Annotated in this window: 22 protein-coding genes and 1 pseudogene; 14 read left to right on the plus strand and 9 right to left on the minus strand. The window is 69.4% G+C overall.

Annotated features, from left to right (window positions below; all coding sequences use genetic code 11):
* Positions 1–20 precede the first annotated feature (20 nt).
* The 3 genes from Q0581_RS11450 to Q0581_RS11460 all read right to left on the minus strand — a co-directional run bounded on the left by Q0581_RS11450 (position 21) and on the right by Q0581_RS11460 (position 4874).
* Complete coding sequence (locus Q0581_RS11450; RefSeq protein WP_298700417.1) at positions 21–491, minus strand: hypothetical protein; 471 nt, start codon at positions 489–491, stop codon at positions 21–23.
* Between the two features lie 72 nt (positions 492–563).
* Positions 564–2375 (minus strand): ATP-binding protein, encoded by a 1812-nt coding sequence (locus Q0581_RS11455; protein ID WP_298700418.1) that lies wholly within the window; start codon positions 2373–2375, stop codon positions 564–566.
* Between the two features lie 231 nt (positions 2376–2606).
* Positions 2607–4874 (minus strand): TonB-dependent receptor, encoded by a 2268-nt coding sequence (locus Q0581_RS11460; protein ID WP_298700420.1) that lies wholly within the window; start codon positions 4872–4874, stop codon positions 2607–2609.
* Between the two features lie 242 nt (positions 4875–5116).
* On the opposite strand from Q0581_RS11460, the gene Q0581_RS11465 reads away from it, so the two are divergent.
* Positions 5117–6193: a phytase gene (locus Q0581_RS11465; RefSeq protein ID WP_298700421.1), complete on the plus strand. Its 1077-nt coding sequence runs from the start codon at positions 5117–5119 to the stop codon at positions 6191–6193.
* A 201-nt stretch (positions 6194–6394) separates the two neighbouring features.
* Here the strand turns inward: Q0581_RS11465 and Q0581_RS11470 are convergent, their stop codons facing one another.
* Complete coding sequence (locus tag Q0581_RS11470) at positions 6395–8551, minus strand: TonB-dependent receptor (RefSeq protein WP_298700422.1); 2157 nt, start codon at positions 8549–8551, stop codon at positions 6395–6397.
* A 167-nt stretch (positions 8552–8718) separates the two neighbouring features.
* Here Q0581_RS11470 and Q0581_RS11475 point away from each other — a divergent pair, with 167 nt between their 5' ends.
* Together Q0581_RS11475 and Q0581_RS11480 are read left to right on the plus strand one after the other, a co-directional pair.
* The gene (locus Q0581_RS11475; RefSeq protein WP_298700424.1) at positions 8719–8922 is read left to right on the plus strand and encodes a twin transmembrane helix small protein; all 204 of its coding nucleotides are present in this window, start codon (positions 8719–8721) and stop codon (positions 8920–8922) included.
* A gap of 4 nt (positions 8923–8926) precedes the next feature.
* Positions 8927–9499 (plus strand): cob(I)yrinic acid a,c-diamide adenosyltransferase, encoded by a 573-nt coding sequence (locus Q0581_RS11480; protein WP_298700426.1) that lies wholly within the window; start codon positions 8927–8929, stop codon positions 9497–9499.
* Positions 9500–9506: 7 nt separating this feature from the next.
* Here Q0581_RS11480 and Q0581_RS11485 read toward each other — a convergent pair whose 3' ends face one another.
* The gene (locus tag Q0581_RS11485; RefSeq protein WP_298700428.1) at positions 9507–11660 is read right to left on the minus strand and encodes a primosomal protein N'; all 2154 of its coding nucleotides are present in this window, start codon (positions 11658–11660) and stop codon (positions 9507–9509) included.
* 204 nt (positions 11661–11864) lie between these two features.
* Here Q0581_RS11485 and fsa point away from each other — a divergent pair, with 204 nt between their 5' ends.
* From fsa to Q0581_RS11500, 3 genes are read left to right on the plus strand one after another with little or no spacing between them, the layout of a single operon-like run.
* Entirely contained in the window at positions 11865–12518 is a 654-nt protein-coding gene (fsa, locus tag Q0581_RS11490) for a fructose-6-phosphate aldolase (RefSeq protein ID WP_298700429.1), read from the plus strand.
* A gap of 36 nt (positions 12519–12554) precedes the next feature.
* Complete coding sequence (locus tag Q0581_RS11495) at positions 12555–13256, plus strand: DUF484 family protein (RefSeq protein WP_298700431.1); 702 nt, start codon at positions 12555–12557, stop codon at positions 13254–13256.
* A 7-nt stretch (positions 13257–13263) separates the two neighbouring features.
* Complete coding sequence (locus tag Q0581_RS11500) at positions 13264–14181, plus strand: tyrosine recombinase XerC (RefSeq protein ID WP_298700433.1); 918 nt, start codon at positions 13264–13266, stop codon at positions 14179–14181.
* A 4-nt stretch (positions 14182–14185) separates the two neighbouring features.
* Here Q0581_RS11500 and dapB read toward each other — a convergent pair whose 3' ends face one another.
* The 3 genes from dapB to dnaK all read right to left on the minus strand — a co-directional run bounded on the left by dapB (position 14186) and on the right by dnaK (position 18222).
* A complete protein-coding gene (gene dapB / locus Q0581_RS11505) occupies positions 14186–14935 on the minus strand; it encodes a 4-hydroxy-tetrahydrodipicolinate reductase (protein WP_298700434.1) in 750 nt (249 codons plus the stop codon).
* A complete protein-coding gene (dnaJ, locus tag Q0581_RS11510) occupies positions 14932–16140 on the minus strand; it encodes a molecular chaperone DnaJ (RefSeq protein ID WP_298700436.1) in 1209 nt (402 codons plus the stop codon). Before dnaJ ends, dapB begins: the two co-directional genes overlap by 4 nt.
* A gap of 168 nt (positions 16141–16308) precedes the next feature.
* Positions 16309–18222, minus strand: a complete 1914-nt coding sequence (gene dnaK / locus Q0581_RS11515) for a molecular chaperone DnaK (protein WP_298700438.1) — start codon at positions 18220–18222, stop codon at positions 16309–16311.
* A 295-nt stretch (positions 18223–18517) separates the two neighbouring features.
* Here dnaK and Q0581_RS11520 point away from each other — a divergent pair, with 295 nt between their 5' ends.
* The 7 genes from Q0581_RS11520 to Q0581_RS11550 all read left to right on the plus strand — a co-directional run bounded on the left by Q0581_RS11520 (position 18518) and on the right by Q0581_RS11550 (position 24975).
* Positions 18518–18910 carry a hypothetical protein gene (locus Q0581_RS11520; protein ID WP_298700439.1) on the plus strand — a complete coding sequence of 131 codons (393 nt, stop codon included), beginning with the start codon at positions 18518–18520 and terminating at the stop codon, positions 18908–18910.
* 120 nt (positions 18911–19030) lie between these two features.
* Entirely contained in the window at positions 19031–19660 is a 630-nt protein-coding gene (locus Q0581_RS11525) for an alpha-ketoglutarate-dependent dioxygenase AlkB (protein ID WP_298700441.1), read from the plus strand.
* Between the two features lie 57 nt (positions 19661–19717).
* Positions 19718–20608, plus strand: a complete 891-nt coding sequence (locus tag Q0581_RS11530) for a dienelactone hydrolase family protein (RefSeq protein WP_298700443.1) — start codon at positions 19718–19720, stop codon at positions 20606–20608.
* A gap of 16 nt (positions 20609–20624) precedes the next feature.
* Entirely contained in the window at positions 20625–21674 is a 1050-nt protein-coding gene (locus tag Q0581_RS11535; protein WP_298700445.1) for a GSCFA domain-containing protein, read from the plus strand.
* Positions 21671–22558: a WcbI family polysaccharide biosynthesis putative acetyltransferase gene (locus Q0581_RS11540; RefSeq protein WP_298700447.1), complete on the plus strand. Its 888-nt coding sequence runs from the start codon at positions 21671–21673 to the stop codon at positions 22556–22558. Before Q0581_RS11535 ends, Q0581_RS11540 begins: the two co-directional genes overlap by 4 nt.
* A 348-nt stretch (positions 22559–22906) precedes the next feature.
* Positions 22907–23419 carry a hypothetical protein gene (locus Q0581_RS11545; protein WP_298700448.1) on the plus strand — a complete coding sequence of 171 codons (513 nt, stop codon included), beginning with the start codon at positions 22907–22909 and terminating at the stop codon, positions 23417–23419.
* A gap of 14 nt (positions 23420–23433) precedes the next feature.
* Positions 23434–24975, plus strand: coding sequence for a hypothetical protein (locus Q0581_RS11550; protein ID WP_298700450.1), 1542 nt, complete (start codon positions 23434–23436; stop codon positions 24973–24975).
* Between the two features lie 1063 nt (positions 24976–26038).
* On the opposite strand, the gene Q0581_RS11555 is transcribed toward Q0581_RS11550, so the two are convergent.
* Positions 26039–26161, minus strand: a complete 123-nt coding sequence (locus Q0581_RS11555) for a hypothetical protein (RefSeq protein WP_298700451.1) — start codon at positions 26159–26161, stop codon at positions 26039–26041.
* Here Q0581_RS11555 and Q0581_RS14740 point away from each other — a divergent pair.
* Positions 26160–26396: pseudogene (locus Q0581_RS14740) on the plus strand (RHS repeat domain-containing protein); the annotation flags it as partial. The gene Q0581_RS11555 and the pseudogene Q0581_RS14740 overlap by 2 nt on opposite strands.
* Between the last annotated feature and the right edge of the window lie 581 nt (positions 26397–26977).

The raw sequence follows: 26977 nt of genomic DNA on the forward strand, positions 1-26977 counted from the left end.
CGAGGTTTCAACGGGCCGGATCAGGCCGCCAGCTGGCCCGGAACCCGCGTCCGGCGCCGCCGCCGCGACACCAAGACCACCAAGACCCCGATCAGCAGCAGCGCGCCCAGCACGACCCAGGTCGGATCGACGCCCCCCGCCGCCGGGGCCGCCATGGTGGTGGCCTCGATCGACCGTTCGGCCATGTCTGCCGAGGCGCCGCCCGAGCCGCCGCCCCGGCTGTCCAGCGCCAGCCGCAGCACGGCGTCAGCCAGGAAGCCCAGGAAATAGGCCACCGCCGCCTTGGGATTGCCCGAACCGAGCATCAGGGCGGCGACCAGATAAAGGGTGATGGCGCCGATCCACAGCCACATCTGCGGCGCCGTCAGGTCGAAGCCCCCGGCCGCGACGTCGGCGAATCCGCCCTGGACCATCGGCCCGACCACGGGCCAGGCCAGCCAGCCGACATAGCCGATGACCGTCAGCACCAAGAGGAAACGCAGGATCTTCATCACGCCGCTCCGTTCAGGACCGGCGAAACGTTAACACGGCGCGCCGCCTTGGGCGACCGGCGTTCACGACTGTCAGGCGGCGCGGGTTTCGGCGTCGCTGGGGCGCGGGGCGTCGGGCAGGGTCACGGCCACCTCGGCGCCTTCGCCGGGACCGGAATCGATCGACAGATTGCCGCCCGACTGGCGCGCGAAGGCATAGGCCTGGGGCAGGCCCAGTCCCGCCGCGCCCGGCTTGGTGGTGAAGAAGGGCTCCAGCGCGCGGGCGGCGATTTCGCGGTCCATGCCCGGCCCGCTGTCGCGCACCGACAGGCGCAGGCCGCCTTCCAGCAGGCTTTCCAGACGCACCGCCACCGAACCGGCCCCGCCCACGGCCTCTATGGCGTTCAGCGTCAGGGCCTTGACCGCGCCTTCGAAGGCCACGGGGTCCAGCCGCGCCAGGGCGGGTTCGGACGGCGCCTCGATCATCAGGTCCACGCCCGGCCCGGCCAGGGCGCGCAGACGGCTTTCCATCGCCTTCAGCAGCACCGCGGCGTCCAGAATCTGCAGCGAGGGCGTATCGTCATCGCCCTGGGCGAAGGCGCTGAGACGACGGGTCAGGGCCTCGCCTCTCTGACCGGCCGCCAGGGCCGCCTGGCCCAGGCGCCGCACGCGCGCCGGATCGTCCGCCTGGCGCAGCATCATGTCCAGGGCGCCGGTCATCACGGCCAGCAGGGCATTGAAATCATGGGCCAGGCCGCCAGTCAGACGGCCGACATTCTCCATGCGGCGACCGCCGGCCAGGTCGGCCTCGGCCCGGACCTCGGCCTCGCGCGCGGCCTGGCGGGCGGTTTCGGCCTCCTGGCGGGCGGCCTGGGCCGCAGCCATCGCCTGATCACGCTGGGCGGCCAGATCCGCCTCACGCGCCTGATGGGCGGCGGCGGCCTCGGCCAGCGCCGCGTCCAGGGACGCCGTGTCCGGCGCGATATCGGGCGTTTCCGCCGGCGCCTCGGCGGCTTCCGACGCGGCCTCGCCCGACAGCAGCAGGGCGTCGATCACCCCGTCCGCATTGGCCAGCGGCAGGATGGACCAGGCGACGCCGTTCGACGTCACCGGCGCGATCTCGGCCTCGGGCGAGACGCGGGCCAGATGCAGCGCCTGGCGCCCGGCGCCGCGCGCGGCCTCGTCCAGGAACAGTTCGGCGAAGTCGCCCCCGGCGGGCGACACCGGCTCGGCCAGCAGGGCCTGGGCCACCGGATTGGCCTGACGCACCACGCCGTCGGCGCCGACGATGACCAGGGCGCCCGGCGCCGCCTCGAACACGCGCCGGGTCAGCTCCAGCACCGGATCCGGCGCCGGGGCTTCGATCTGGGGCGCCGGTTCGGGCGTGGACAGACCCTCGGTCTCGACCAGGGCGGCGATGGAGCCGGTGACCTCGCCCAGGGCGTTCTCGATCGGCATGGCGGTGACCGAAACCAGCATCTTCCGACGCGTGGCCGGATTGGCCATCAGATGCTGGAAGCCCTTGACCGTCTGGCCCCGCAGCGCCCGCGCGCTGGGCAACAGGTCGGCGGGCACCGGCCGGCCGTCGGGATAGGTGACGCCCCAGGTGGCCGAATGGAACCGCAGGCCCAGCAGTTCGGCGTCGCGGCGGCCCAGCAGCTGGTGAGCCGCGCGGTTGGCGAAGACGAATTTGCCCGACCGGTCGGTCTCGACCAAGGCCACCGGCACGGCGTTCAGGGTTTCGAACATGCGGCGGTCGACGGCCTCGGCGGACTTCTGGACCAGATCCAGCTCGTCCGAGGCGCTGGCGTGGCGCACCCCGCGCGTGACGGCGAAGATGGTGGCGATCACGGCGATCAGCGTCGTGACCCCGGCGACGACCGCCAGCAGCAGGACCCAGTTCACTTCGCCTTCCAGAACCATCGGACGCCTTGGCCTCATCCCGTTTCGGGACGCTTGTGTCCCTTCGGAAAGATACACTGCAAAGGGCGAACCATTTAAGGCGCGCCTCCCGCGTCAGGCGAGTTAGAGCCCCCCTGTCCGGGCGTCCAGTCGGCGCCGGTCACTTTGCGGCGAACAGAAGAAAAGGGCCGGACGTCGCCGCCCGGCCCTCTCATCGCGTCAATCAGGCTGTCGTCAGAAGGCGATGCGCATGACCAGCTGGTACCAGGGACCGGCTTCCTCGGTCTCCAGCTCATACTCGTCATAGTCGCGGCTGATCTGATCGGCGACGCTGCCGAACTTGTCGAACACCTCGTCCTTGGAGGCGTTCAGCAGGTTGGAGCCGGTCAGGCGGACCACGACGTTCGAGGCCACCCGCTTCTCGACGAACACCTCCAGGTCGGCGCCGTACGAGGTGCGGACCTCTTCGGCCAGCACGCGGTCGTGGGCGTCGCCCTGCTTGCGGTAGGTGGCGCCGAAGGCCGCGCCCCAGGTCGGGATGTCGTGGGTGAAGCCGGCGTTCATCACATAGTTCGACTGGCCGTTGAACCGGCGGGTTCCCATGAAATCGTCGACCTTGGAATCCAGCCAGGAGTAGTTCAGGAACACCCCGGTCGTCTCCATGCCGATGAAGTCCAGCGGCGTGGACAGGTCCAGCTCGACCCCCCAGACGCGGCCGTCGCCGACGTTGTCGACCGTGTAGACGAAGGTTCCGGGACCGGCCGAACCGACGACGCCGGTGTTCACTTCCTCGATCAGGTCGGTGACGTCACGATAGAAGGCGTTGATCCCGAACACGCCGCGACGGCCCAGGCGGCGCTCGAAGCCGACGTCGACGCCCCAGGCGCTTTCCGGCTTCAGGGTCGGATTGCCCATGAAGTCGCTGTCGCCATACTCTTCTTCCAGCAGCGCCGGCTGCAGCCGGTCGAAGTTGGGACGACGCACCGTGCGGGCGGCCGAGACGATCAGCCGGTCCGTGGCCGACAGCTGGTAGCGCAGGCTGACCGACGGCAGCAGGAAGCCATAGTCGGTCTCGGTCACCCGGTCGGCGGCCGGGGCCGTTTCGTCGGTGATGTTGGTCTCGGTGTTTTCGTACCGCAGACCCGCCTGCCATTTCAGGGCGCCGGTTTCGCCCGACAGCATGACATAGGGATCGATGCGGGTTTCCTCGATCGTCCCTTCGCCGCCCGGAACCGGGCTGAAGGCGCCGAAGGCCGGAATGGCCGGACGCGGGGCCGGGGCGTTCGGCACGTTGAAGCGGATGCGCGGCGTCTCGGCGATCCAGGTGTCGCGGTCCTTGAGGTTCCACTGGACGCCGAACTCCAGCGTCGCGCCATTGGCCAGGTCACGTTCGTGCTCCAGGGCGCCCGAGGTTTCGCGGTCCTCGATGTTCACCTGGGCCGAATCCAGGGTGAAGCGGTCCTCGTCCGGGAAGGGATTGGCGTCGCGCAGATATTCGGACTCGGCCTCGAACTCGTACTGGTCGTCGTCGATGGCGGCGTAGCCCAGCTTGATGCGGGTGCGGCCGCCCAGCATGTCGAAGCTGTACCGGCCGCGCAGGGCCAGGTTGTCGGTGCGGATGTCCAGGTCATTGTCGTTGACCACGGCCAGATGGGCGTCGTTCATCACGCCGTCGGCGTATTCCAGCGAGTCCTCGTCCTGGAACCGGTCGGTGCGCACGAAGGCGGCCGACAGCTCCAGTTCGCCCGGCCCGACATCGACCGAATAGGCGGCGTTGAACGAATAGTCCGTGCCGTCGCGCACGTCGGTCTGGGCCTCGACATTGTCCAGGGTTCCGTTCGGCTCGTCATAGCGCCAGCTGAACTTCTCCTTGGGATTGCGGCGGTCCTGGACATTGGCGCCGACCAGCAGACGGCCCGGCCCGACCTGGCCGCCCCAGACCAGGCCATAGGTCCCGCCCCAGCGACCATATTCGCTGTCGCCCCAGTTCAGGGCGCCCAGACGGACATAGCCGCCATCCATCGACAGGGAATCGCGCAGAACGATGTTGATGGCCCCGGCCACGGCGTCGCCCGACCGGTTGGCCGAGGCGGAGCGCACCACCTCGACCCGCTCGATCAGCTCGGCGGGGATGCGGTCCACGAAGAACGACCGGTCCAGACCCGCGCCCGGCACCCGTTCGCCGTCGATCAGGATCTGGGTGTAGCCCGAATCCATGCCGCGCAGGCGCACGCCGTCCGATTCCAGCACATCCGACAGGAAGGCGACCGACGGCACGCGTTTCAGGGCGTCGCCCACGGTCAGCGGCTCGAAGCGCTGGAAATACTCCAGGTCGTAGGACAGGGTCGGCACCACGTCGTCGGTGCGATTGCGCATCACCGGCTGACCGGTCACGATCACTTCGTCCAGAGCCGTGGCCGGACCTTCGATGGATTGGGCCGTCGCAGGCGCGGCCAGCAGCAGCGGCGCGGCGGCGGCGCCCAGCAGAAGAGCGAGTTTCATTTCAGACATCCCCGATCGCCGGGTTTCGCATCACGCGCCCGGTCTGAACGGCACGGCTAGGCTCTGGCGGCGACGCGGCCGCGACGATCCAGCGAACTTGGCGTGGCGATCATGGGAAGGATCGGCGTCAAACTCTCCGACGACAGAAGAGCTGTCACGGATCCGGTCAGAGACCGTCACCTCCCGGCGCTAGAACTGAAACATCATGCATGGTCTGGCGCGGCCAACCGATGGAGGCTCGATTGATCCGCACCCGCATCCTGGCTTCGGCCGCTCTGGCGTCCCTGTTCGCGATGGGCGCCTGCGCCACCGTCGAACGTCCCGGCCCCGGCGCCCCGGTCATGGCGACGCTGGAGACGCCCTCGGTCGGCACGGCGGGCGAAGACGCCGCCGACGATCCGGCCATCTGGGCCGCCCGTTCGCCCGCCCTGTTCAACGGCGCCCGCATCCAGGGCTTCGTCGCCGGCACGGACAAGAAGGCCGGCCTTTACATCTATGGGCTGGACGGCGCGGTGCTGCAGTTCCTGCCCGACGGCCTGCTGAACAATGTCGATGTCATCGAGGGCTTGAACGTCGACGGGCGGTCGATGGTGCTGCTGGGCGCCAGCGACCGCGGCGCGACGCGGCTGGGGATTTCGCTCTATCTGTTCGATCCGGCGTCGAACGATGCGGCCAACGCCGTGCGGCCCTGGGGGTTCGTGGCCTCGGACCTGGATGAACCCTATGGCTTCTGCCTGGCCCGGGTCGGCGACCAGGTGCATGCGATCCTGATCGGCAAGGACGGTCAGGTGCGCCAGTCGGTGATCGCGTCGGATGCCGCCAACCGGCCGGTGGCCACCGAGGTGCGCCGCTTCGCCGTTGGCTCCATCTCCGAAGGCTGCGCCGCCGACGAGGCCTCGGACGCCCTGTTCATCAGCGAAGAAATGGTCGGGGTGTGGCGCTATGGCCTGAGCCCGGCCTCGGGCGCGGCCCGCACCCTGGTCCAGCCGGTCGGCGACGGCCGTCTGACCGCCGATGTCGAGGGCGCGACGGTCATCCATGACGGCGACAAACGCTATCTGATCGTCTCCAGCCAGGGGGATTCCGGGTTCGGCGTCTGGCGGCTGGATCAGGGCCAGCCCGTCTGGATCGGCCGCTTCGCCGTGCATGACGGGACCGTGGACGGCGTGACCGGCACCGACGGCCTGGACGCCCTGGGCGGCGTGGTCGGCCCCTTCCCCGAGGGACTGGTCGTGGTCCAGGACGATGTGAACGACCGCGGCACGCAGAATTTCAAATACATCGACTGGCGCGACATCCGCCGGGCGCTGGGGCTCTGAGCCCCCATCGCCATTGCACGATCCTCTTGACCGCCTTCAGGCCAGCGGGATCGGCGCTCGGCAGGGCGAACCGAAACCACGGACGGTCCGGGCGTCGCGTCTAGCCTGAGGCCGAAATTAAAGAGCCGGCGGATCGCTCCGCCGGCTCTTCCGTTTCGGTGCGCCCGGATCAGGAGGACAGGCGCATCGCTCCGTCGGGGATCAGAAGGTAGTGGTCACCGAGACGAACAGGCGACGGGGCTCCTGGTTGTTGGCGTATTCGGGCGTGTACTGCACCGGATTGCCGTAGGGCAGCAGGCTGACGAAGTCGGTGTCGAACAGGTTGAACACCGTGGCGTTGATCGTCACCCGGTCGTTCAGGTCATAGGCGCCGCCCAGGTGGAACAGGCTGTAGGCCTTGTAGTCGCCATGGGCGTCATAGGCCGCGCCGGCGCCGCGATAACGATCCGAACGGTACTCGCCGCGCAGCCACAGGTTCAGCTTTTCGGTGGCGGCCCAGCGGACATTGCCGTTCAGCATGTGCTCGGGCGTGTCGGTTAGGGGCTTGCCGGCCGACAGGCCCGACTTCTGCTCGGAGTCGGTGTAGGTGTAGTTGCCCTGAACCGTCCAGGCGTCGTTGACGCGCCAGCGGGCGGTGGCCTCCAGACCCTGGGTTTCGGCCTCGTCGATATTGACGCTCTGACCAAAGGTCGCGGTGGTCGGATAGAAGCCAACGTCCACGCAGTTGGTCTTGTTGTAGGTCCCGGCGTCATAGACCGCGCGGGTGATGCCGGCGGTGCAGTTGGCCACCGGCACGCCCGTGGCGATCTTGTCCTCGAAGGTGTTGTGGAACAGCGTCAGGCTGGCGCGGAAATTGTCGCGGTTGTCATAGAAGACCGCCAGCTCGGTCGAGACGCTGGTTTCCGGCGTCAGCGACGGCGTGCCGATCAGCGGCAGGCGGCCCTGGCTGCCGAAGCCGTTGATGCCGGGGGCCAGCTGCTCCACGCGCGGCGCACGATAGCCGGTCGAGACACCGCCCTTGATCGTCCATTGGTCGCTGGCGTTCCACACCGCATACAGGCGCGGGCTGACATGGTCGCCGAAGGTCGAGTGGTCGTCGTAACGCAGGCCGCCGGTCACCGCGAAGGTGTCAGTGAAGCGCCACTCGTCCTCGACGAACAGGGCCCATTGCTCGAAGGTGAAGGGCGCCGGGGCCACGCCGTCGATCATCTCGGCGTCCCAGTACTGGCCGCCCACGGTGAAGGTGTGGTTGCGCCACTGCGAGAACATCTTGGTGTCGAAGATGACGCTGGTGCTTTCGACCGCGCGGGGCGTGCCGCCGATGACCGGCACCAGGGCCGGCACGATGCGGCCCAGCTTTTCGGTGTAGTTGCGCGACAGGGTGCTTTCGATGGCCCCGAACGGCAGACGCCAGTTGTGGGCCAGCACCTGCTGGTTGCGGTTGAACTCCAGCGCGGTTTCATAGCCGCCGGCCACGCCGACCGTGCCCATCTGGCCGGTCGAGTTGTCGTACCACTGGTTCGAGGTGTCGACGTCCAGCCACAGGTCGTGGTCCGGGTGCAGGTTCAGCGCCACGCGCCCGCCCAGCGACCAGATCTCGTTGGCCGTGGCGCTGCGGCCGAAGCCGGTGACGGGGGCGTCCGTTCCATCGACGCGCTCATAGGTCAGGGCCGACTGCTCGCGCTCGGACCACGACCCACGCAGGGCCAGGCCGACCCGGTCGGCGATCAGGGGACCGGCGGCATAGACATTCGCGCCCCAGATGGCGCCGAACTCGTCATCGCCTTGCAGGGTGTAGTGGGCCGTGGCCGATCCGCCCCAGATGTCGCCGATCTTGCGGGTGATGATGTTGACGACGCCGCCCATGGCGTCCGAGCCGTACAGGGTCGCCACCGGGCCGCGCACCACCTCGACCCGCTCGATCGCCGACACCGGCGGCAGGAAGCTGGTCGAGGTCTCGCCGAAGCCGTTGGGCGTGACGTTGCCGGCCGAGTTCTGGCGGCGGCCGTCGATCAGGATCAGGGTGTAGTCCGAACCCATGCCGCGGATGTTGATGGTCTGGCCGCCGCTCTTGCCGACGCCGGCGCCCACGTCCACGCCTTCGACGTCGGTCAGGATCTCGGCGATGGAGACCGCGCGGATCTCCTCGATCTGCTTGCGCGAGATCAGCGAGATCGAGGCCGGGGCCTGCTCGATGCGCTGCTCGAAGCCCGCGGCGGTGACCACCACCTCTTCCAGCTCGGCCGGCGGGGCGGCCGGCGCCTGCTGCGCCAGGGCGGGCGAGGCGGCCAGCAGGGCGAAGCCGGCGGCGCCGCACAGCCAGGCGGCCTTGCGGCGGGTCGAGAGAGAAGCGGTCATGGTGAAATCCCCGAAGTCTGCGGCGGGCCTGGGAGAAGCCCGTCTTGTTGCGAGCGCTTCTCAATAACTTTTCGACCTTAGCGGCAAGGGGGTGTGCGATTAAGTCGCAATAACGGCCACGCAGTGTCGCGCTGGCGCCGCAGTCGCGGGGGGCCTATCAAGGCCCCATGACCCTGTTCGACATCCTGATCCTGGCGGCCATCGGCGCCGTGGCCGTGACCCTGGGTTTCGGCCTGAAGACCCTGTTCACCGACGGGCCGGAGGCACGCAGCCGGTCCAACAAGCTGATGCGGCTGCGGGTGGCGCTGCAGGCGCTGGCGGTCGTGCTGCTGATGGCCGGCCTGTGGTGGCGCTCGACCTACGGAGGCTGAAGCCATGGTGACGCTGAACCGCATCTACACCCGCACCGGCGACGCCGGTCAAACGCGCCTGGCGTCCGGCGCGCCGGTGTCCAAGACCGACCCCCGCGTCGAGGCCTATGGCGCGGTGGACGAACTGAACGCCGTGGTCGGCGTCGCCCGGCTGCATTCGGGCCAGAACGACCGCATCGACGCCATGCTGGCCCGCATCCAGAACGAACTGTTCGACCTGGGCGCCGACCTGGCCACCCCACTGGACCCGCCGCCGAAATGGGAGGCGCTGCGTATCGTGGCGTCCCAGGTCGAGCGGCTGGAATCCGAGATCGACTGGATGAACGAAAGCCTGAAGCCGCTGGACAGCTTCATTCTGCCCGCCGGAACGCCCCTGGCGACGCACCTGCACCTGGCGCGCACCGTGGCTCGCCGGGCCGAGCGCCAGGCCGTGCATCTGATCGAGACGGGCGAGAGCGTGAACATGGAGGCGGTGCGTTATCTGAACCGGCTGTCCGACCATCTGTTCGTCGCCGCCCGCCGCGCCAACGGCCACATCGGCGGCGACGTGCTGTGGAAGCCCGGCGCGACGCGCTGATCGCTCGCTAGAGGAACGAATAGGGGTCCACGTCGACCGTCAGCCGCACGCTGGCGGGAACCTTCACCCGCGCCAGCCAGGCGCGCAGGAAGCCTTGCAGGTCCACATCGCGGTCGGCCCGGACCAGCAGCCGTTTGCGGCGCCGCCCCCGCACCAGGGCCAGGGGCGCGTCGGCGGGGCCATAGACCTCCAGCCGCTCGGCATTGGGAATGGCGGCGGCCAGATCGCCGGCGACCTTCTCCAGCGCCACCGCATTCTCGCTGGACAGGATCAGCGCCGCCAGACGGCCGTGCGGCGGCAGGGCGCTCATTTCGCGCTCGGCCGATTCGGTGGCGGCGAAGGCGTCACGATCCCCCGCCGCCAGGGCCATCAGCACCGGATGTTCGGGCGTCCAGGTCTGCAACAGGGCGCGGCCCGGCTTGTCGGCCCGGCCCGCCCGTCCGGTGGCCTGAGTCAACAGTTGAAAGGTGCGCTCGGCCGCCCGCAGGTCGCCGCCTCTCAGCCCCAGATCCGCATCCACCACGCCCACCAGCGTCAGGTGCGGGAAATTGTGCCCCTTGGCCGCCGCCTGGGTGGCCACCAGGATATCGATCTCGCCGTCGGTCATGGCCTGGACCAGGGCGCGCGCGGCCTGGGCGTCGGGCGTGGTGTCGGAGCTGAACACCGCCGTGCGCGCCTCGGGGAACAGGCCGCGCACCTCTTCCTCGACCCGTTCGACCCCCGGCCCGACCGAGACCAGACTGTCCTCGGCCCCGCAGCTGGGACAGGTTTTGGGACGCGGCATCGAGAAGCCGGTCAGGTGGCACACCAGCCGCCCTGTATAGCGATGCTCGACCAGCCAGGAATCGGTGTCCGGCGCCGTCAGCCGATGCCCGCAGGCCCGGCACAGCACCACCGGCGCATAGCCGCGCCGGTTCAGGAACAGCAGGCTCTGCTCCCCCCGCGCCAAAGTCTCGGCGATGGCGGCCTTCAGCGGCGGCGACAGCCAGGTCTCCCGCTCGGGCGGGTTCTGGCGCAGGTCCAGCAGTTGGACCTGCGGCAGGACCGCCGCCCCGTGCCGCGCCCGTAGCCGCAGCCAGCCATAGCGCCCGGCCTCGGCGTTGTTCAGCGTCTCCAGCGACGGGGTGGCCGAGGCCAGGACCACCGCCGCCCCCTCGATCCGAGCCCGCGCCACCGCCAGATCGCGCGCGTGATAGACCAGCCCCTCATGCTGTTTGAACGAGCCGTCGTGCTCCTCGTCCACCACCAGCAGCCGCAGATTGACGAAGGGCAGGAACAGGGCCGACCGGGCCCCGACCACCAGATTACAGCGCCCGGCGCGCACGGCCTCCCACACCCGGCGTCTCTGGGGCGGGGCGACGGCGGAATGCCATTCGGCCGGGGCGACGCCGAACCGGTGCTGGATGCGCGCCATCACCGCCTGGGTCAGGGCGATCTCGGGCAGCAGGATCAGCACCTGCGCCGTCGGATCGGCGCGCACCATCCGCGCCGCCGCCTCCAGGTACGCCTCGGTCTTGCCCGATCCGGTGACCCCGTCCAGCAGGAAGGGGGCGAACCCCGGGGCCGAGGCGATGGCGTCGGCCGCCGCCGCCTGGTCGGGGTTCAGATCGGCCGGGGCGTGGTCGGGATCGGGCGCGGGAAAGACCGCTTCGGCGGTGATCTCGACCACCGCCAGCACGCCCTCGTCCACCAGACCCTTGACCACGCCGGCCGACACCCCCGCCGCCCGCGCCAGCTCGGCCGCCGGCATGGACCGGTCGCCCAGCGCCGCCAGCACCGCCGTCCGCGCCGAGGTCGCGCGGGCCGGATCACGCCCGGCGACGCGGACGATCCGCCGTTCGGGCCGGGGCGGCGGCGCGCGCAGGCCCTTCAGCGCGGCGGCGGCCATCTCGCCCGGCGGCGACAGGGTCCAGCGCGCGGCCCATTCGACGAAGTCCACGGTGCGCTCAGGCAGGGACGGATCGTCCAGCCGCCCCTGGATCGCCTTCAGCCGTCGGTTCGATCCGGTCGTCTCTCGAACCTCGGTCACCACGCCGCGCACCAGACGCGGACCCAGCGGCGCGGCGACCTGATCGCCACGCGCCAGGTCCATCCCTTGCGGAACCTCGTAATCGAAGGCTTCGGGCACCGGCAGCGGCACAAGGACGGAGGCGACGATCATGCGAAATCCATCCCTTCCCCCCGCGCGGGGGAAGGTGGCTCGCGGAGCGAGACGGATGGGGGGGATCTCTCGGCGCGCCGATGAGCGGGGATTGAGGGCCTGTCCAACAGCACCCCCATCCGAGCGGCTCCGCCGCCCACCTTCCCCCGCAAGGGGGGAAGGAGCGGTTGGCGAAGACCGGCGCTTTCCGCTATCACCCCCCACATGAAACTGTTTCTCGACACCGCCGACGTCGCCGTCATCAAGGACATGCTGCCCACCGGAATGGTGGACGGCGTCACCACCAATCCGTCGCTGATCGCCAAGTCGGGCCGGAACATCGCCGAGGTCATCGCTGAAATCTGCGCCCTGGTCGAGGGGCCGATTTCGGCCGAGGCCGTGGCCACCGACTTCGAGACCATGGTCCGGGAGGGCGACAAGCTGGCGGCCATCGCCCCCAATGTGGTGGTCAAGCTGCCGCTGACCTGGGACGGACTGCGCGCCGCGCGGGCGTTTTCGGACAAGGGGATCAAGACCAACGTCACCCTGTGCTTCTCGGCCGCCCAGGCCCTGCTGGCGGCCAAGGCGGGCGCCACCTTCATCTCGCCCTTCGTCGGGCGGCTGGAGGACCACGGGGCCGACGGCGTGGGCCTGCTGGAGGAGATCCGCACCCTGTATGACATCCACGGGTTCGAGACCGAGGTTCTGGCCGCGTCCCTGCGCAATCCGGGCCATGTTTCGGCCGCCGCCCTGGCCGGCGCCGACGCCGCCACCCTGCCGGCCGATGTTTTCAAGGGCCTGGTCAAACACCCGTTAACCGACAAGGGGTTGGATGCCTTCCTGGCCGACTGGGGCAAAACCGGTCAGTCCATCCTGTAACATCCGATCTCCCGGAGAGGTCTCTTGAGCGGCTCATTGGACCTCTTCCCTGCGACGGAAACGGACGCCCGGCCCGGCGAGGCCCTGCACTGGCCCCAGGTCCGCGCCTGGGTTCAGGCGCATGGCGACAGCCTGACCGAAGACGCCGCCCTGCTGGAAGAACTGGGCCTGGACCGGCGCGGCAAGGTGGTCGATCTGGGCCGCGCCGCTCTGACCCGGCTAGAGGCGGTGGTCGAGCGCGAATCGGGCGCCCGCAAGCAGATCGAGGCGGTGGCCCGCGCCAATTTCGCCGCCCAGACCCAGACCCACGCCGCCGCCCTGGACCTGATGGAAGCGCGCAATCACGCCGACCTGGCCCGGCGACTGGATGCGGCGGCCCAGGCGCGATTCGGCCTGGCCTCGGCGGTGATCGCGCTTGAGAAACCCGGCGGCGTGCCCTTCGGCTGGCGCCCCCTGGCCGAGGGCCGGGTCGATGGCCTGGTCGGCGACGACGGCCTGCACTGGCTGGGCCAGAATTTCGCGGGGCTGGACCTGTTCGGCCCGGCAGAGGATCAGGTGAAGTCCGTGGCCCTGATCCGCATGGCGCCCCAGTTTGCGGGCGCCGAGGCCCGGCACGCCCTGTGCGCCTTCGGCTCGCCGGAAGAAGACGGCTTCACCCCGGCCATGGGCTGCGAACTGGCGGCCTTCATCACCCGGGTGGTCGAACGGATGGCCGAACGCTGGCCCGTCCTGGCCTGATCGCGGCATGACGGCCGATCAGGCCCTGTCCGACTGGCTGGCGCACCTGGCGCACGAGCGGCGCCTGTCGCCCCGCACCCTGGAGGCCTATGGCCATATCGGGCGGCTGTATCTGGGCTTTCTGCAGGCCCATCGCGGCGAAGGGGCGCTGGACGTCGCCGCCCTTGGCGCCGTCACCGCGGCCGAGGTGCGGGCCCACATGGCCCAAAGACGCGGCGGCGACCGACCGCTGAACGCCCGGTCCTTGTCCCAGACCCTGTCGGCCATTCGCGGCTTTCACGCCTTCCTTGACCGGCGGCTAGGCGTGGCGACGCCGCAGCTGGCCCTGGTGCGTGGCCCCCGCGTCAAGCCGACCCTGCCGCGTCCCTTGAGCGAGGACCAGGCGCGCGGTCTGTTGCAGGAAGCCGACGCCGATCCCGACGCCGAACCGTGGGAGGCCGCGCGCGACCGGGCCGTGCTGACGCTGCTGTACGGCTGCGGCCTGCGCATTTCCGAAGGGCTGTCCCTGACCCGCGCCGATGCGCCCCTGCCCGACACGCTGCGCATCACCGGCAAGGGCGACAAGACGCGGATGGTCCCGGTGCTGCCCGCCGTGCGTCAGGCGGTGGACGCCTATCTGACGGCCCAGCCCTTCGTCATGACGCCGGACGATCCCCTGTTCCGAGCGCGGCGCGGCGCGGCCTTGAGCGCCCGACACGTCCAGGCGGCGGTGCAAAGGCTGCGCGGGCGGCTGGGCTTGCCGGCGTCGGCGACACCCCATGCGCTGAGGCACAGTTTCGCCACCCATCTGCTGGGCGGCGGCGCCGACCTGCGGTCGATTCAGGAGCTGCTGGGTCACGCCAGCCTGTCCACGACCCAGAAATACGCCGCTGTCGATGCGGCGCATCTGATGGCGGCCTACGCCTCGGCCCATCCGCGCGGATAAGGCGTCAAGCCTGGCGGAAGCCCAGCACGTCCTGCATGTCGTAAAGGCCCGGCCGGCGCTTGCGCACCCAGGCGGCGGCGGCCACGGCGCCCTTGGCGAACAGGCTGCGGTCGATGGCCGAATGCGACAGGGTCAGCACCTCGTCGTCCGAGGCGAACATGACGGTGTGTTCGCCCACGATGCCCCCGGCGCGCAGGGCGGCGAAGCCGATGCGCCCGGCCTCGCGCGGTTCGCCGACCCCGTCGTGGGGCGGATTGCGCACCTCGGCCAGATCGACGCCGCGCCCGCTGGCGGCCGCTTCGCCCAGCATCAGGGCGGTGCCCGAAGGCGCGTCCACCTTGCGCCGGTGATGGGCCTCCAGGATTTCGATATCCCAGTCGCGGGCGTCCAGCCGCAGGGCCGCATGTTCGACCAGGCCGATCAGGATGTTGACCCCCAGCGAGAAATTGCCGCTGCGGACGATGGCCACCTTTTCGGCGGCGGCCTGGATCTCGGCGTCCTGTTCGGGGGTGAAGCCGGTCGAGCCGATCACCAGGGCCGGGCCGCCCCGTTCGGCCGCCGCGCGGGCCAGGGCCACCGACGCCTCGGCCGTGGTGAAGTCGATCACCACGTCGCACAGCGACAGGTCCGGCGTCTCGCCCCAGTCGAAACGGGCGGCCACCACCACATCGTCGCGGGCGTCCAGCACCTGTGAGACGGTGCGGCCCATCCGTCCGCGCGCGCCGGAAATGCCGACATGGAACAGGGCCGTCACGCGGCGCCCGCCTTATCCTGGTCTGCGCCCAGGATGTCGGCCCAGAACCGCTTGGCCTTGCCGGTGAAGCTGGTGTTGCGCGGGGTCTGGGTTTCGCCCAGGGAGGCGGCCAGTTCGGACAGCAGCTCCTTCTGGCGGGCCGTCAGTTCGGTGGGCGTCTCGACAAACAGCTCGACCACCAGATCGCCGCGCTGGCGGCCGTTCAGGTGGGGCATGCCCTTGCCCTTGATCCGCACCGTCTTGCCGGTCTGGGCGCCAGCCGGCACTTCGACCGCGGCCCTGCATTTGCCGTCGCAGGCTTCGGAGGTCAGGCAGGGCGCATCCACGATCCCGCCCAGGGCGGCGGTGGTCATGGGCACCGGCACGGTGACCAGCAGGTCCAGATTGTCGCGCTCGAACAGTTCGTGCGGCTTGACCGACAGGAAGACATACAGATCGCCGCGCGGCCCGCCGCGCTGGCCCGCATCGCCTTCGCCAGACAGGCGGATGCGCGAGCCGTCGTCGACCCCGGCGGGGATCTTCAGGCTGAGGTTGCGGGTGCGGCGCACCTGGCCATGGCCGTGACAGCCGGTGCAGACGTCGGCCGCCGCGATGCGCTGGCCCGCCCCGCCACAGTGGGGACAGGTCCGCTCCATCTGGAAGAAACCGTTGGCCTGCCGCACGCGGCCCGCGCCGTTGCAGGTGGTGCAGGTGGCGGGCTTGGCGCCCTTCTTGGCGCCTGAGCCGTCGCAGGCGTCGCAGGTGGCGGTGGAGGGCACGGCGATCTCGACCTCGGCCCCGCGATAGGCCTGCTCCAGGCTGATCTCAAGGTCATGGCGCAGGTCCGACCCGCGACGCGGCCCGCTGTTCTGGCGTCCGCCGCCGGCGCGGCCGCCGAAGACGTCGCCAAAGGCGTCGCCGAACACCTGGGAGAAGATATCGTTGATGTCGTGAAAGCCCGCGCCCCCGGCGCCGAACGGATTGCCGCCCCCGGCCCCGCCGCCCACGCCCGCATGGCCGAACCGGTCATAGGCGGCGCGCTTCTGTTCGTCCGACAGCACACCATAGGCCTCGGACACTTCCTTGAACTTGGCCATGGATTCTTCGGACCCGCCGTTGCGGTCCGGGTGATGCTGCATCGCCAGCTTGCGATAGGCGGCCTTCAGGCCCGCCGCATCGATCGTGCGCTCGACGCCCAGGATCTCGTAATAGTCACGCGTCGCCATGCGGCGTTGATCCTCTTACCCCGTTTCCCGATGGCGTCTCTTGCCGGACGCGGCCCGCGAAACCTTCGACCCGACCAGACATGGGGACCGGGGCGAATGATGCAAGTTTCATGAAAAACGAACCCCCGCCTGCGTGGCAAGCGGGGGTTCCAGTGACGCCTGAGGCGATCAGGCGTCCTTCTTGTCGTTCCCGGCGTCGGACTCGGCCGAGACTTCCTCGAACTCGGCGTCCACCACGCCGTCGTCGGCGGGCTGGTCGGCCGGGGCCTCGCCGCCGCCCTGGGCCGCATACATGGCCTCGCCCAGTTTCATCGACGCCTGGGCCAGGGTGGTGGTCTTGGCGCGGATGTCCTCGGCGTTGGCGCCGTCCTTGGCGGCCTTCAGCTCTTCAACGGCGGTCTCGATGGCCGACTTCTCGTCCGCGCCGATCTTGTCGCCGTGTTCGGCCATGGCCTTTTCGGTCGAGTGGATCAGGCCGTCGGCCGCGTTCTGGGCCTCGACCAGTTCCTTGCGCTCCTTGTCGGCCGCGGCGTTGGCCTCGGCTTCCTTGACCATCTTGTCGATGTCGGCGTCCGAGAGGCCGCCGTTGGCCTGGATGCGGATCGACTGTTCCTTGTTGGTCGCCTTGTCCTTGGCCGTCACATGCACGATGCCGTTGGCGTCGATGTCGAAGGCGACCTCGATCTGCGGCATGCCGCGCGGGGCCGGCGGAATGCCCATCAGGTCGAACTGACCCAGCACCTTGTTGTCGGCGGCCATCGGGCGTTCGCCCTGGAAGACACGGATCGTCACGGCCGACTGGTTGTCGTCGGCGGTCGAGAAGACCTGGCTCTTCTTGGTCGGGATGGTCGTGTTGCGCTCGATCAGCGGGGTGAAGACGCCGCCCAGGGTTTCGATGCCCAGGGTCAGCGGGGTCACGTCCAGCAGCAGCACATCCTTGACGTCGCCCTGCAGCACGCCGGCCTGGACCGCGGCGCCCAGGGCCACCACCTCGTCGGGGTTGACGCCCTTGTGCGGCTCCTTGCCGAAGAATTTCTTCACCGCTTCCTGGACCATCGGCATGCGGGTCATGCCGCCGACCAGAACGACCTCGTCGATGTCGGACGCCTTCATGCCGGCGTCGGCCAGGGCCTTCTTGCACGGCTCGATGGTGCGCTGGACCAGATCTTCCACCAGGCTTTCCAGCTTGGCGCGGGTCAGCTTGATGTTCAGGTGCAGCGGGCCAGACGCGTTCATGGTGATGAACGGCAGATTGACCTCGTACTGGGCCGTCGAGGACAGCTCCTTCTTGGCCTTTTCGGCCTCTTCCTTCAGGCGCTGCAGGGCCAGCTTGTCCTGACGCAGGTCGACCGACTGCTCCTTCTTGAACTCATCGGCCAGATAGTCGACCAGGCGCAGGTCGAAGTCCTCGCCGCCCAGGAAGGTGTCGCCATTGGTCGACTTCACCTCGAACACGCCGTCGCCGATCTCCAGGATCGAGACGTCGAAGGTGCCGCCGCCCAGGTCATAGACGGCGATCTTCTGGCCGTCCTGCTTCTCCAGCCCATAGGCCAGGGCCGCCGCGGTCGGCTCGTTGATGATGCGCAGCACTTCCAGACCGGCGATCTTGCCGGCGTCCTTGGTGGCCTGGCGCTGGCTGTCGTTGAAATAGGCCGGCACGGTGATGACGGCCTGGGTCACCTTCTCGCCCAGATAGGCCTCGGCGGCCTCCTTCATCTTGGTCAGGGTGAAGGCGCTGATCTGCTGGGGCGAATAGTCCTTGTCGTGGGCGCGCACCCAGGCGTCGCCGGTCGGACCCTTGACGATCTCATAGGGCACCATCCCCTTGTCCTTGGCCACGACGGGATCGTCGAACAGGCGGCCGATCAGGCGCTTGATGGCGAAGAAGGTGTTGGCCGGATTGGTCACGGCCTGGCGCTTGGCGGGCTGGCCCACCAGGGTCTCGCCGCCGTCCTGGATGGCGACCACCGACGGGGTGGTGCGCGCGCCCTCGGCGTTCTCGATGACCTTGGGGTTCTTGCCGTCCATGACCGCGACGCACGAATTGGTGGTGCCGAGGTCGATGCCGATGATCTTGCTCATGGGCTTTCCGTTTTTCTCCATTCGGCGGGCGATGCGGCGGCCTTGGATCAAGCGCCGCGCGTGACCGCCCCCAGGGGGTTTGATGCACAATCCGCCGCCAGGGGCGCCGGGTTGGCCCCGATATGGGAAAGCCCTCATCCGCTGCAAGGGTTTTATGGGGGCTTTGTGGGGCCGGCGGACGAATCCGGCCTATCTGCGCCCCGTCAGGCGTCGTCAGGTGCAACGGCGCCGCTTATCGGCCATAACACCGTCATCGCCGCTCCGCTTCCGGGGCCGCTTGCTTGGAGAGACTATGATGATCCGCCTGAAGTCCGCGGCCCTGTGCGCCGCCGCAGTCGCCACGGCCCTGGGCGCCATGGCTTTCGCCCCGGCCCCGGCCGCCCCCGCAGAATCCAAATTCGCGGTGATCGAGGTGTCGCGCGATGGCTACAACCGCCGCGTCCGCATCCACAACCAGACCGGCTGGACCATGCTGCGCTTCTACGCCTCGGACTCGCGCAAGAGCAGCTGGGAAGAAGACATCCTGGGCTCCAGCGTCCTGGGCAACGGCCGCAGCGTCACCATCAACGTCGACGACGGCTCGGGCGCCTGCGTCTATGACTTCAAGGCCGAGTTCACCAATGGCCAGGTGCTGACGCGCATGAACGTCAACGTCTGCCAGATCGCGGACTACTATTATACGCGCTAAGCGCGGGCGCTAACGCTCGGCTCGCGGAGCCTCGCTGCTTGAGCGCGTTCTGTGGGCGCTACGCTCACGCCGCGGGCGTTCGCTGCTTGAGCGCGGGGCGCGTCAGCCTATGTTTCGGGCATGGGCGCACCGCGTGAAATCGACAGTGGTTTCGAGGGCTTCCGGCTTTGGCCGGGAGCCCTTTCTGCTGACGAACAGCAGGCGTTGAAGGACGAAGTCCTGGCGGCGGTCGAAGCTGCGCCCCTGTATCGCCCCATCACGCCGGGCGGGCGGCCGATGTCGGTGCGGATGACCAATCTGGGGCCGCTGGGCTGGGTCACCGACGCGAGGGGCTATCGCTATCAGACGACGCATCCGGTCACTGGCGCACCCTGGCCCCCCATGCCGGCGCCGCTTTTGGCGCTGTGGGACGAACGGCTGGGCGGACCGCCCCCGGACGCCTGCCTGGTCAATCTGTATGACGCCGACGCCCGCATGGGCCTGCATCAGGACCGGGACGAGGCCGATCTGACCGCGCCGGTGCTGTCGATCTCCCTGGGCGACGAAGCCGTCTTCCGCATCGGGGCGGCGACGGGTGGGCCGACGCGGTCGTTCCGCCTGCGATCCGGCGACATCTGCGCCTTGACCGGCCCGGCGCGGCTGGCGCGGCACGGGGTGGATCGCATCCTGGCGGGGTCATCGGGCCTGATGCCCGGCGGCGGCAGGATGAACCTGACGCTGCGGCGGGCCGGGCCTTCACACGGATCGTGACTCGACGCGACGCGCCCTCGTCGTCACAGTCCGGCCGTTGCGCCACAGGAGGCCCGCATGACCGTGCTGAACCGTCCCGAAGGCCCCGACGCCGACGATTTCCGCCTGAGCCGTCGCCTGCTGGGCGGCCTGTTCTTCGCCGGCTACGCCACCGCCGCCCTGGCCCAGGACGCCCGGCCGATCACCACCTCGTCCGAGGGGCTGGTTCAGGAGGATGTGACCTTCCCCGCCCCCGACGGCTTCGATCTGCCTGCCTTCGTCGCCCGGCCGGCGGGTGACGGCCCCTTCCCTGTGGTGATCGTGGCGTCCGAGATCTTCGGCGTGCACGAATATATCCGCGACATCTGCCGCCGCCTGGCCCAGGCCGGCTACGCCGCCGTGGCGCCCGCCTTTTTCGTGCGCGTGGCGGACCCGGCGCCGCTGTCGGACATGCGCCGGGTGCAGGAGATCGTCGCCGCCGCCGGTTATGAACAGGTCATGGGCGACATCGCCGCGACCCTGGACTGGATCGACGGCCAGCTGTGGGCCCGGGCCGACCGGATCGGGATCACCGGCTATTGCTGGGGCGGCAAGGTGGTGTGGCAGGCCGCCGCCCGGTTCGCCGCGCTGAAGGTCGGGGTCGCCTGGTACGGCCGCCTGGCCCCGGCCCCTGACGCCAATGAGGCCCAGATCGCCATGGGCCGCCCCTGGCCGGTCGATCTGGCGGGCGATCTGAAGTCGCCGGTTCTGGGCCTGTACGGCGGTCAGGATCAGGGCATCCCCAACGCCTCGGTCGAGACCATGCGCCGCGCGCTGGAGCGCGAAGGCGACGACGACAGCGCCATCCACCTTTATCCCGACGCGCCGCACGGCTTCCATGCCGACTATCGCGCCTCGTACCGCGCCGATGACGCCGCTGACGGCTGGCGCCGCCTGCTGGCCCATTTCGACGCCCGGCTGAAGGCCTGAGGCGCCCGCGCACCCTATGATCGACAATCCGTACAGCGGCGCGCCGGATCACGCATTCTGGTCCCGCGCGGTCGCCAACCTGGCGCCCGACGACATCCGCCCGGCGGTCCAGCCCGGCTTCGCCATCGCGCCGACCGACCGGGTGGCCACCGCCGGCAGCTGTTTCGCCCAACACATCAGCCGCGCCCTGACCGCGCGGGGCTATGACTATCTGGTCACCGAGACGGGGCCGGAGGTGCAAGGGTACGGCGTCTTTCCCGCCCGGTTCGGCAACATCTATTGCGCCCGCCAGCTGTTGCAGTTGTTCCAGCGCGCCTATGGCCTGTTCGCGCCCTACGAAGGCGCCTGGCGCACCCGCGACGGGCGGGTGGTCGATCCGTTCCGTCCGCGCGCCCATCCCGGCGGCTTCGCCGATGCGGCGCAGATGCAGGACGACCGCGCGACCCATCTGGCGGCCGTGCGGCGGATGTTCGAGACCATGGACGTCTTCGTCTTCACCCTGGGCCTGACCGAGGGGTGGGTGTCGGCGCGCGACGGGGCGGTCTTTCCGCTGGCGCCCGGCGTGGCGGGCGGGCCGGACGACGCCGACCACATCCGGCCGCACAATTTCACGGTGCAGCAGACGGTCGACGACCTGACGGCCCTGATCGACATGGCCCGCGCGCTGCGGCCCGATCTGCGGGTGCTGCTGACCGTGTCGCCCGTGCCGCTGAAGGCGACGTTCGAGGACCGGCATGTCCTGGTCTCGACCGGCTACAGCAAGGCGGTGCTGCGCGCGGCGGCGGGCATGGTCTGCGACGCCCTGGATCGGGTGGACTATTTCCCCAGCTACGAGATCGTCACCGGTCTTCAGGCCGGGTCGGGCCTGTGGGCGGCGGATCTTCGCACCGTCACACCCACCGGCGTGAACCGGGTCATGGCCGAGCTGGCCCGCGCCTATCTGGACCAGGCCGACACGCCGGCGAGGACGGCCGCGCCTGCCGCATCCGCCCCCCGCCCCCCCGCCGACGACCAGCACGCGGCCCTGGCCCAGGTGATCTGCGACGAAGAGGCGATCGAGCCGTGACGGTCGCCTGCGTGATCGGCAACTGCCAGGCCCAGAGCCTGGCCGACTGGCTGGAGGCCCTGTCCCCCGGCCTGCAGGCGCACGCCTTCAGCCTGACGGGAATGACGCCGGGTGATGCCGACGCCCTGTCGGCGCTGGACGCCATGCTGGACGGGGCCGAGCTGGTGGTGATGCAGGCCAGGCCGACGCACCGCGCCCGTTTCGGCCTGCCCGAGCCCGAGGCTCTGGAGGCCCGGGGGCTGCGCGTGGTGGCGGCGCCTTGGATCCTGTTCCGGGGCTTCCATCCCGACTGCCTGCATCTGTTCCATGGGGGCCAGGCCGTGCCGGGCGCGGCAGGACCGCTGCATTCCGCCCTGGCGGCGGCGGCGGCGCTGGAAGGCCTGCCGCAGAATCGGGCCCTTAGCCTGTTCAACGCCTACACCTATGCCCGGCTGGGCTATTTCGACGCCCTGGCCGCGGCCCAGGCGACGATGGACGATGAGTGGCGCGCCCTGGGCCTGGATCCCTGCCGCTGGCTGGCGCCGCAGGCGCGGCCCTTCATGCACACGGTCAACCATCCTGTCCCGGCGGTGATCGAGGATGTGGCCCGCCAGGTGCTGGCCCAGGCAGGCCTGACGGCGACCACGCCGGTCGCGACGCCGCCGGACCGGCTGCTGCCCGGCGGAATCTGGCCTCTTTATCCCGAGATCGCCGAACGCCTGGGGCTGGAAGACGCCGGCACGGCCTATCGCCGGCCCGGCATGCCGGACACGTCGCTGGAACAGACAGTCGCGGCGGCTTACGCGGGGCTGGACATCGCCCTTGCGGACGGCGCGCCCTTCGACGACACCCTGGCGCCCGCCGTCGCCCGCGCCCGCGCCTTCATCCGCTCAGAGGTGCGATGAAGCGGGCGGCGTGAGGGGGCGGGCGAAAGCCTTTAAATCAATTAGATCATGATCTTGGTGCAGCTGTCGCCGGCACGGTTTTCCGACAACTCGCCCACCGCCCAGCCCTGGTTCCGACACATCTGCCTGTGTTCGGACGCGAAGTGGTTCGGGGTGTGAGAGGTTGAAAATTCGGCTTTCGCCAACCCTGCGCATACCCCTTCCAGCCCCTCACTGCGGGCAAGTCATGCACGCAGCGGTTCGCGAGTTGCGCGCTTGACGCGATTTCCGATCCGGCTCAGCTTCGCCTTAACAGGCGGGCGGCCGATGCGACGGTACTTCCTCTCGGGGCTTGTTGGAGCCCTTCTGATGGCGGCGCCGGGTTTCGCCCAGGAACAGGCCACCTATCGCTATGACGCCTATGGCCGGCTGGTCGGGGTGGCGCGGTCGGTGACCGCCAGCGCCGGCAGCTACACCGGCTATGGCAATGACGACGCCGATAATCGCCTGTCGCGCGGAGTCGTGTCCGTTCCCGTCCTGGCCGTCGTGCAGGAGCTGCGCCCCGGCGAAACCCTGGTCCCGTTCCAGCGCCTGATCTCCACCGACAGCCGCTTTACCTTTTCCTTTCAGGTGGACGGCAATCTGGTGCTGAATTTCGGAACCACGCCCCTGTGGAATTCAGCGACCAACAATGGTCAGGGCCTGTCGTTGCGGATGGAGACGAAGGGGAATCTGGTCCTCTACAGCGCCACGGACACCGTGCTCTGGTCTTCGGGCACCAGCGGCCATCCCGGTGCGAAACTGGTGCTTCAGAACGACGGCAATGCGGTCATCTATGACGGCGCGACCCCGGTGTGGGCCACCCACACCTGCTGTCACTGAGGGGGATGGGCGCGATGTACGATAAGGCGAAGTCCCCGGTCCCTCCTTCGGCGATGCGGCGCGCGGCGGCCGCGCTGTCGGGGATCGCGCTGGCCCTGTGCGGCGCAGGTGCGGCCCAGGCCCAGGCCGGACCCCAGATTCCGCCGCCGGACGCCTTTAATCCCGTCGATGCGCGGGGGGTGAACCTGTATTCGGGCTCCTATGCCTACACCACGACGCCGATCTCGATGGGACCGGCGGGTCAGGGCGGGCTGAGCTATTCGGCCGGTTACGACACCGCCTCGGGCAAGTGGCGCAACAGCCTGGCCGGCATGGTGGTCAGACAGCCGTTCACCGGCTCGCCGCCGACCAACCCCTATTACACCGTCACCGTGATGGGGGCCTCGCACGTCTTCTTGCCGCTGGTCGGCGGCGCGTTCGAGGCGGTGGACGGCGACGGCACGCTGGAGAAGCCCGGCGGGCAGATGGTCTATACGGCGCTGGACGGATCGGTGGCCACCTTCGGCGGCGGGGTCACCTACAGCCCGTTCGTGGCCAATGAGGGGCTCATCAGCACCCTGGTGCGGCCTAATGGCGAGCGGATCGTCTTCACCTACACCGCCATCACCATGACCAGCGGCTTTCAGGCGCGCCGCCTGCAATCGGTCACCAACAACCACGGCTATCAGATCCATTTCCAGTACGCCTCGAACGTCTGGAGCGCCGACTGGTACCGGACGGTCACGGTCACGGCGCTGAACAATGCGGTCGATGCCTGCGATCCGACGGCCAACACCTGCGTCTTCTCGCGCACCTGGCCCAGCCTGACCTTCGCCGAGAGCGCCAGCGAAAAGAGCGTGACCGACGCCCTGGGCCGGACCACGCGGCTGCTGTTCAGCGGGGGGCGTCTGACGGGTCTGCGCCGTCCGACGCTGAGCACCGGGCAGAATGTGTCGCTGACCTATGACGCCGGCGGCACGCGCATCGCCTCGGTCAACGACGGCAGCGGATCCTGGAGCTACACCTACACGCCGTCGCCGGTCGTTTCACCGCCTCCGTACCAGGAAACGATGACGACGCTGGTCAGAGATCCCCTGGCCCATACGACCGAGGCGGTGCTGACGGCGACCCAGGTCGATATGGGCGTGACCGACTATCGCGTGGTGCGGCCCCTGACGGTGACCGATGATCTGAACAACACCACCCAGTATAACTATCCAAGTCCCGACTTCCGCCTGGCCGACGTGACCTATCCCGAAGGCGACCGCCGGCAATACGGATGGACGGCGCGTGGCGACCTGGTGTCGGTGACGCGCAAGGGCAAGCCGGGCTCGGGCCTGGCCGACACGACGATCGGCGCCACCCTGACGGCCGGGTGCCCGGCCACGCCGGCGTTGTGCGGCCGTCCGGCCACCATCACCGACGCGCGCGGCGCGGTCACGACCTTCACCTACAGCAGCACCCATGGCGGGGTTCTGAGCGTGACCGCACCGGCCCCGACGCCAGGCGCCGTCCAGCCGCAGACACGCACGGCCTATGCCTCGCACAACGCCTGGACCGCGACAGCCTGGGGGTAATCACCCAGGATGCGAACGCCATCTGGCTGCCGGTCCAGACCTCGTCCTGCCAGACGCTGACCACCTGCGCGGGCCTGGCCGACGAAGTGGTGACCGACACCGTCTATCAGGCCGGAAGCGTCGGCGTGGCCAGCAATCTGTTGCCGGTCGTGGTCTCCAGCGGGTCGGGCGACGGCCTGCTGACGGCCTCGGTGACGACGACCTATGAGCCGACCGGCGATGTGCGCACGGTGGACGGCCCCCTGCCCGGCGCGGCGGACACCACCCGCTATGTCCATGACGCCATGCGCCAGGCGGTGGGCGCGATCGGCCCCGATCCCGACGGCGGGGGCGCGCGCCTCTATCCGGCGGTGCGCACCCGCTACAACGCCGACGGCCAGGTCGACCGGGTGCAACAGGGAACGACGGCGGGCCAGAGCGACCTGGACTGGGCGGGCTTCAGCGCGCTGCAGACCGCCCTGACCGACTATGACGTCCAGGGACGCAAGGTGCGCGAGACCGCCTTCGACGGCTCGACCCATCCGCTGGTGACGCAATACACCTATGATTCGGTCGGTCGGCTGACCTGCACGGCCGTGCGGATGAACCCGGCGACCTTCGGCGCCCTGCCGACCTCGGCCTGCGTGGGGGTGACGACGCCCGGCGCCTTTGGGCCCGACCGGATCACGACCCAGCTGTATGACGACGTGAACCGCCTGATCCGCGTATTTCAGGGCGAAAGCGCCCCCAACCAGCGCACCCTGATGGCCCAAGACTGGACCGCCAACGGCCGCGTGGCGTGGATGGAGGACGGAGAGGGCAACCGCTCGACCTTCACCTATGACGGCTTCGACCGGGTGCGCCGGCTGTCCTATCCGTCGACGACGGTGGGGGCGCATGCGTCGAACCCGCTGGACTATGAGGAATACGGCTACGACGCCAACGACAACCCCACGACCAAGCGCACCCGCTCGGGCGGGGTGTTCACCACCCATTTCGACGCCCTGAACCGGATCACGGCCATCGATGCGCCGGTGGGGTCGAACGATGTCTGGTACGGCCATGACAATCTGAACCGGCGCCTTTACGCCAGCCATGCCGCGCCGGCGCCCACGCCCCTGTGCGGCACGACCACGGCGACCTGCATGACCTGGGACGCCCTGGGCCGCCAGATCACCGAGCAACAGGCCCTGGGGACCATGACCATGGCCTATGACCTGGCGGGGCGACGGACCAATCTGTTCTATTCCGACGGGTTCGCCATCGACTATCGCTACGATCTGGACGACCGGCTGAACCGGGTGCGCCAGGGGGGATCGTCGCTGATCGCGGCCTTCGCCTATGACGACCTGGGGCGTCGCACGGGTGTGACGCGGGGCAATGGGGTGGCGACGGCCTACACCTATGACGCGGCGTCACGGCTGCGCACCCTGTCGCACGACCCGGCGGGCACGGGGTCGGACGTGACCTGGACGCTGAGCTATAATCCCGCCAGCCAGGTGGTGGTGCGCCAGACGTCGAACCCGGCCTATCTGTACGCCCCGGCGCCGGACGCCCAGGCGATCACCCGCAACGGCCTGAACCAGCCGACGACGGTCAATAGCGTGGCGGCGACGTCCGATGCGCGCGGCAATCTGACCTTCGACGGGGCGCGGGGCTTCACCTTCGACGCCGCCAACCGGTTGACGGGAACCGGCTCCTCGACGCTCAGCTACGACCCGCTGGACCGGCTGGCCCAGATGGTGGGGACCACCGGCGGGCGTTACCTCTACGATGGCGACGAGATTGCGGGCGTGGTGACGGCCCCGACCGGGACCACCATCAACAACCGCATCATCCGGGGGGCGTGGCCGGACGAGGTGCTGGTCGCCTATCAGGGCGACACGGCTTCGACGCCGTTGTGGAGCCTGCAGGACCACCAGGGCTCGACCATCGCCATCACCGACGCCACCGGCGCGGCGACCTTCACCCTGGCCTATGACGAATACGGCCAGCCGCGTACCGGCAATGCGGGCCAAGGGCC

The organism is uncultured Brevundimonas sp. (genome assembly GCF_937863155.1).
Taxonomy (GTDB): domain Bacteria; phylum Pseudomonadota; class Alphaproteobacteria; order Caulobacterales; family Caulobacteraceae; genus Brevundimonas.

Excerpts from the sequence above, each read along its gene's own strand:
- Q0581_RS11525 (WP_298700441.1), top strand. The coding sequence starts at position 19,031 with ATGGGCGCACCGCGTGAAATCGACAGTGGTTTCGAGGGCTTCCGGCTT.
- Q0581_RS11500 (WP_298700433.1), top strand. The coding sequence starts at position 13,264 with ATGACGGCCGATCAGGCCCTGTCCGACTGGCTGGCGCACCTGGCGCAC.
- fsa (WP_298700429.1), top strand. The coding sequence starts at position 11,865 with ATGAAACTGTTTCTCGACACCGCCGACGTCGCCGTCATCAAGGACATG.
- Q0581_RS11520 (WP_298700439.1), top strand. The coding sequence starts at position 18,518 with ATGATCCGCCTGAAGTCCGCGGCCCTGTGCGCCGCCGCAGTCGCCACG.
- Q0581_RS11480 (WP_298700426.1), top strand. The coding sequence starts at position 8,927 with ATGGTGACGCTGAACCGCATCTACACCCGCACCGGCGACGCCGGTCAA.
- Q0581_RS11535 (WP_298700445.1), top strand. The coding sequence starts at position 20,625 with ATGATCGACAATCCGTACAGCGGCGCGCCGGATCACGCATTCTGGTCC.
- Q0581_RS11450 (WP_298700417.1), bottom strand. The coding sequence starts at position 491 with ATGAAGATCCTGCGTTTCCTCTTGGTGCTGACGGTCATCGGCTATGTC.
- Q0581_RS11470 (WP_298700422.1), bottom strand. The coding sequence starts at position 8,551 with ATGACCGCTTCTCTCTCGACCCGCCGCAAGGCCGCCTGGCTGTGCGGC.
- Q0581_RS11475 (WP_298700424.1), top strand. The coding sequence starts at position 8,719 with ATGACCCTGTTCGACATCCTGATCCTGGCGGCCATCGGCGCCGTGGCC.
- Q0581_RS11550 (WP_298700450.1), top strand. The coding sequence starts at position 23,434 with ATGTACGATAAGGCGAAGTCCCCGGTCCCTCCTTCGGCGATGCGGCGC.
- Q0581_RS11555 (WP_298700451.1), bottom strand. The coding sequence starts at position 26,161 with ATGGTCATGGTCCCCAGGGCCTGTTGCTCGGTGATCTGGCGGCCCAGG.
- dnaK (WP_298700438.1), bottom strand. The coding sequence starts at position 18,222 with ATGAGCAAGATCATCGGCATCGACCTCGGCACCACCAATTCGTGCGTC.
- Q0581_RS11530 (WP_298700443.1), top strand. The coding sequence starts at position 19,718 with ATGACCGTGCTGAACCGTCCCGAAGGCCCCGACGCCGACGATTTCCGC.
- dnaJ (WP_298700436.1), bottom strand. The coding sequence starts at position 16,140 with ATGGCGACGCGTGACTATTACGAGATCCTGGGCGTCGAGCGCACGATC.
- Q0581_RS11545 (WP_298700448.1), top strand. The coding sequence starts at position 22,907 with ATGGCGGCGCCGGGTTTCGCCCAGGAACAGGCCACCTATCGCTATGAC.
- Q0581_RS11485 (WP_298700428.1), bottom strand. The coding sequence starts at position 11,660 with ATGATCGTCGCCTCCGTCCTTGTGCCGCTGCCGGTGCCCGAAGCCTTC.
- Q0581_RS11460 (WP_298700420.1), bottom strand. The coding sequence starts at position 4,874 with ATGAAACTCGCTCTTCTGCTGGGCGCCGCCGCCGCGCCGCTGCTGCTG.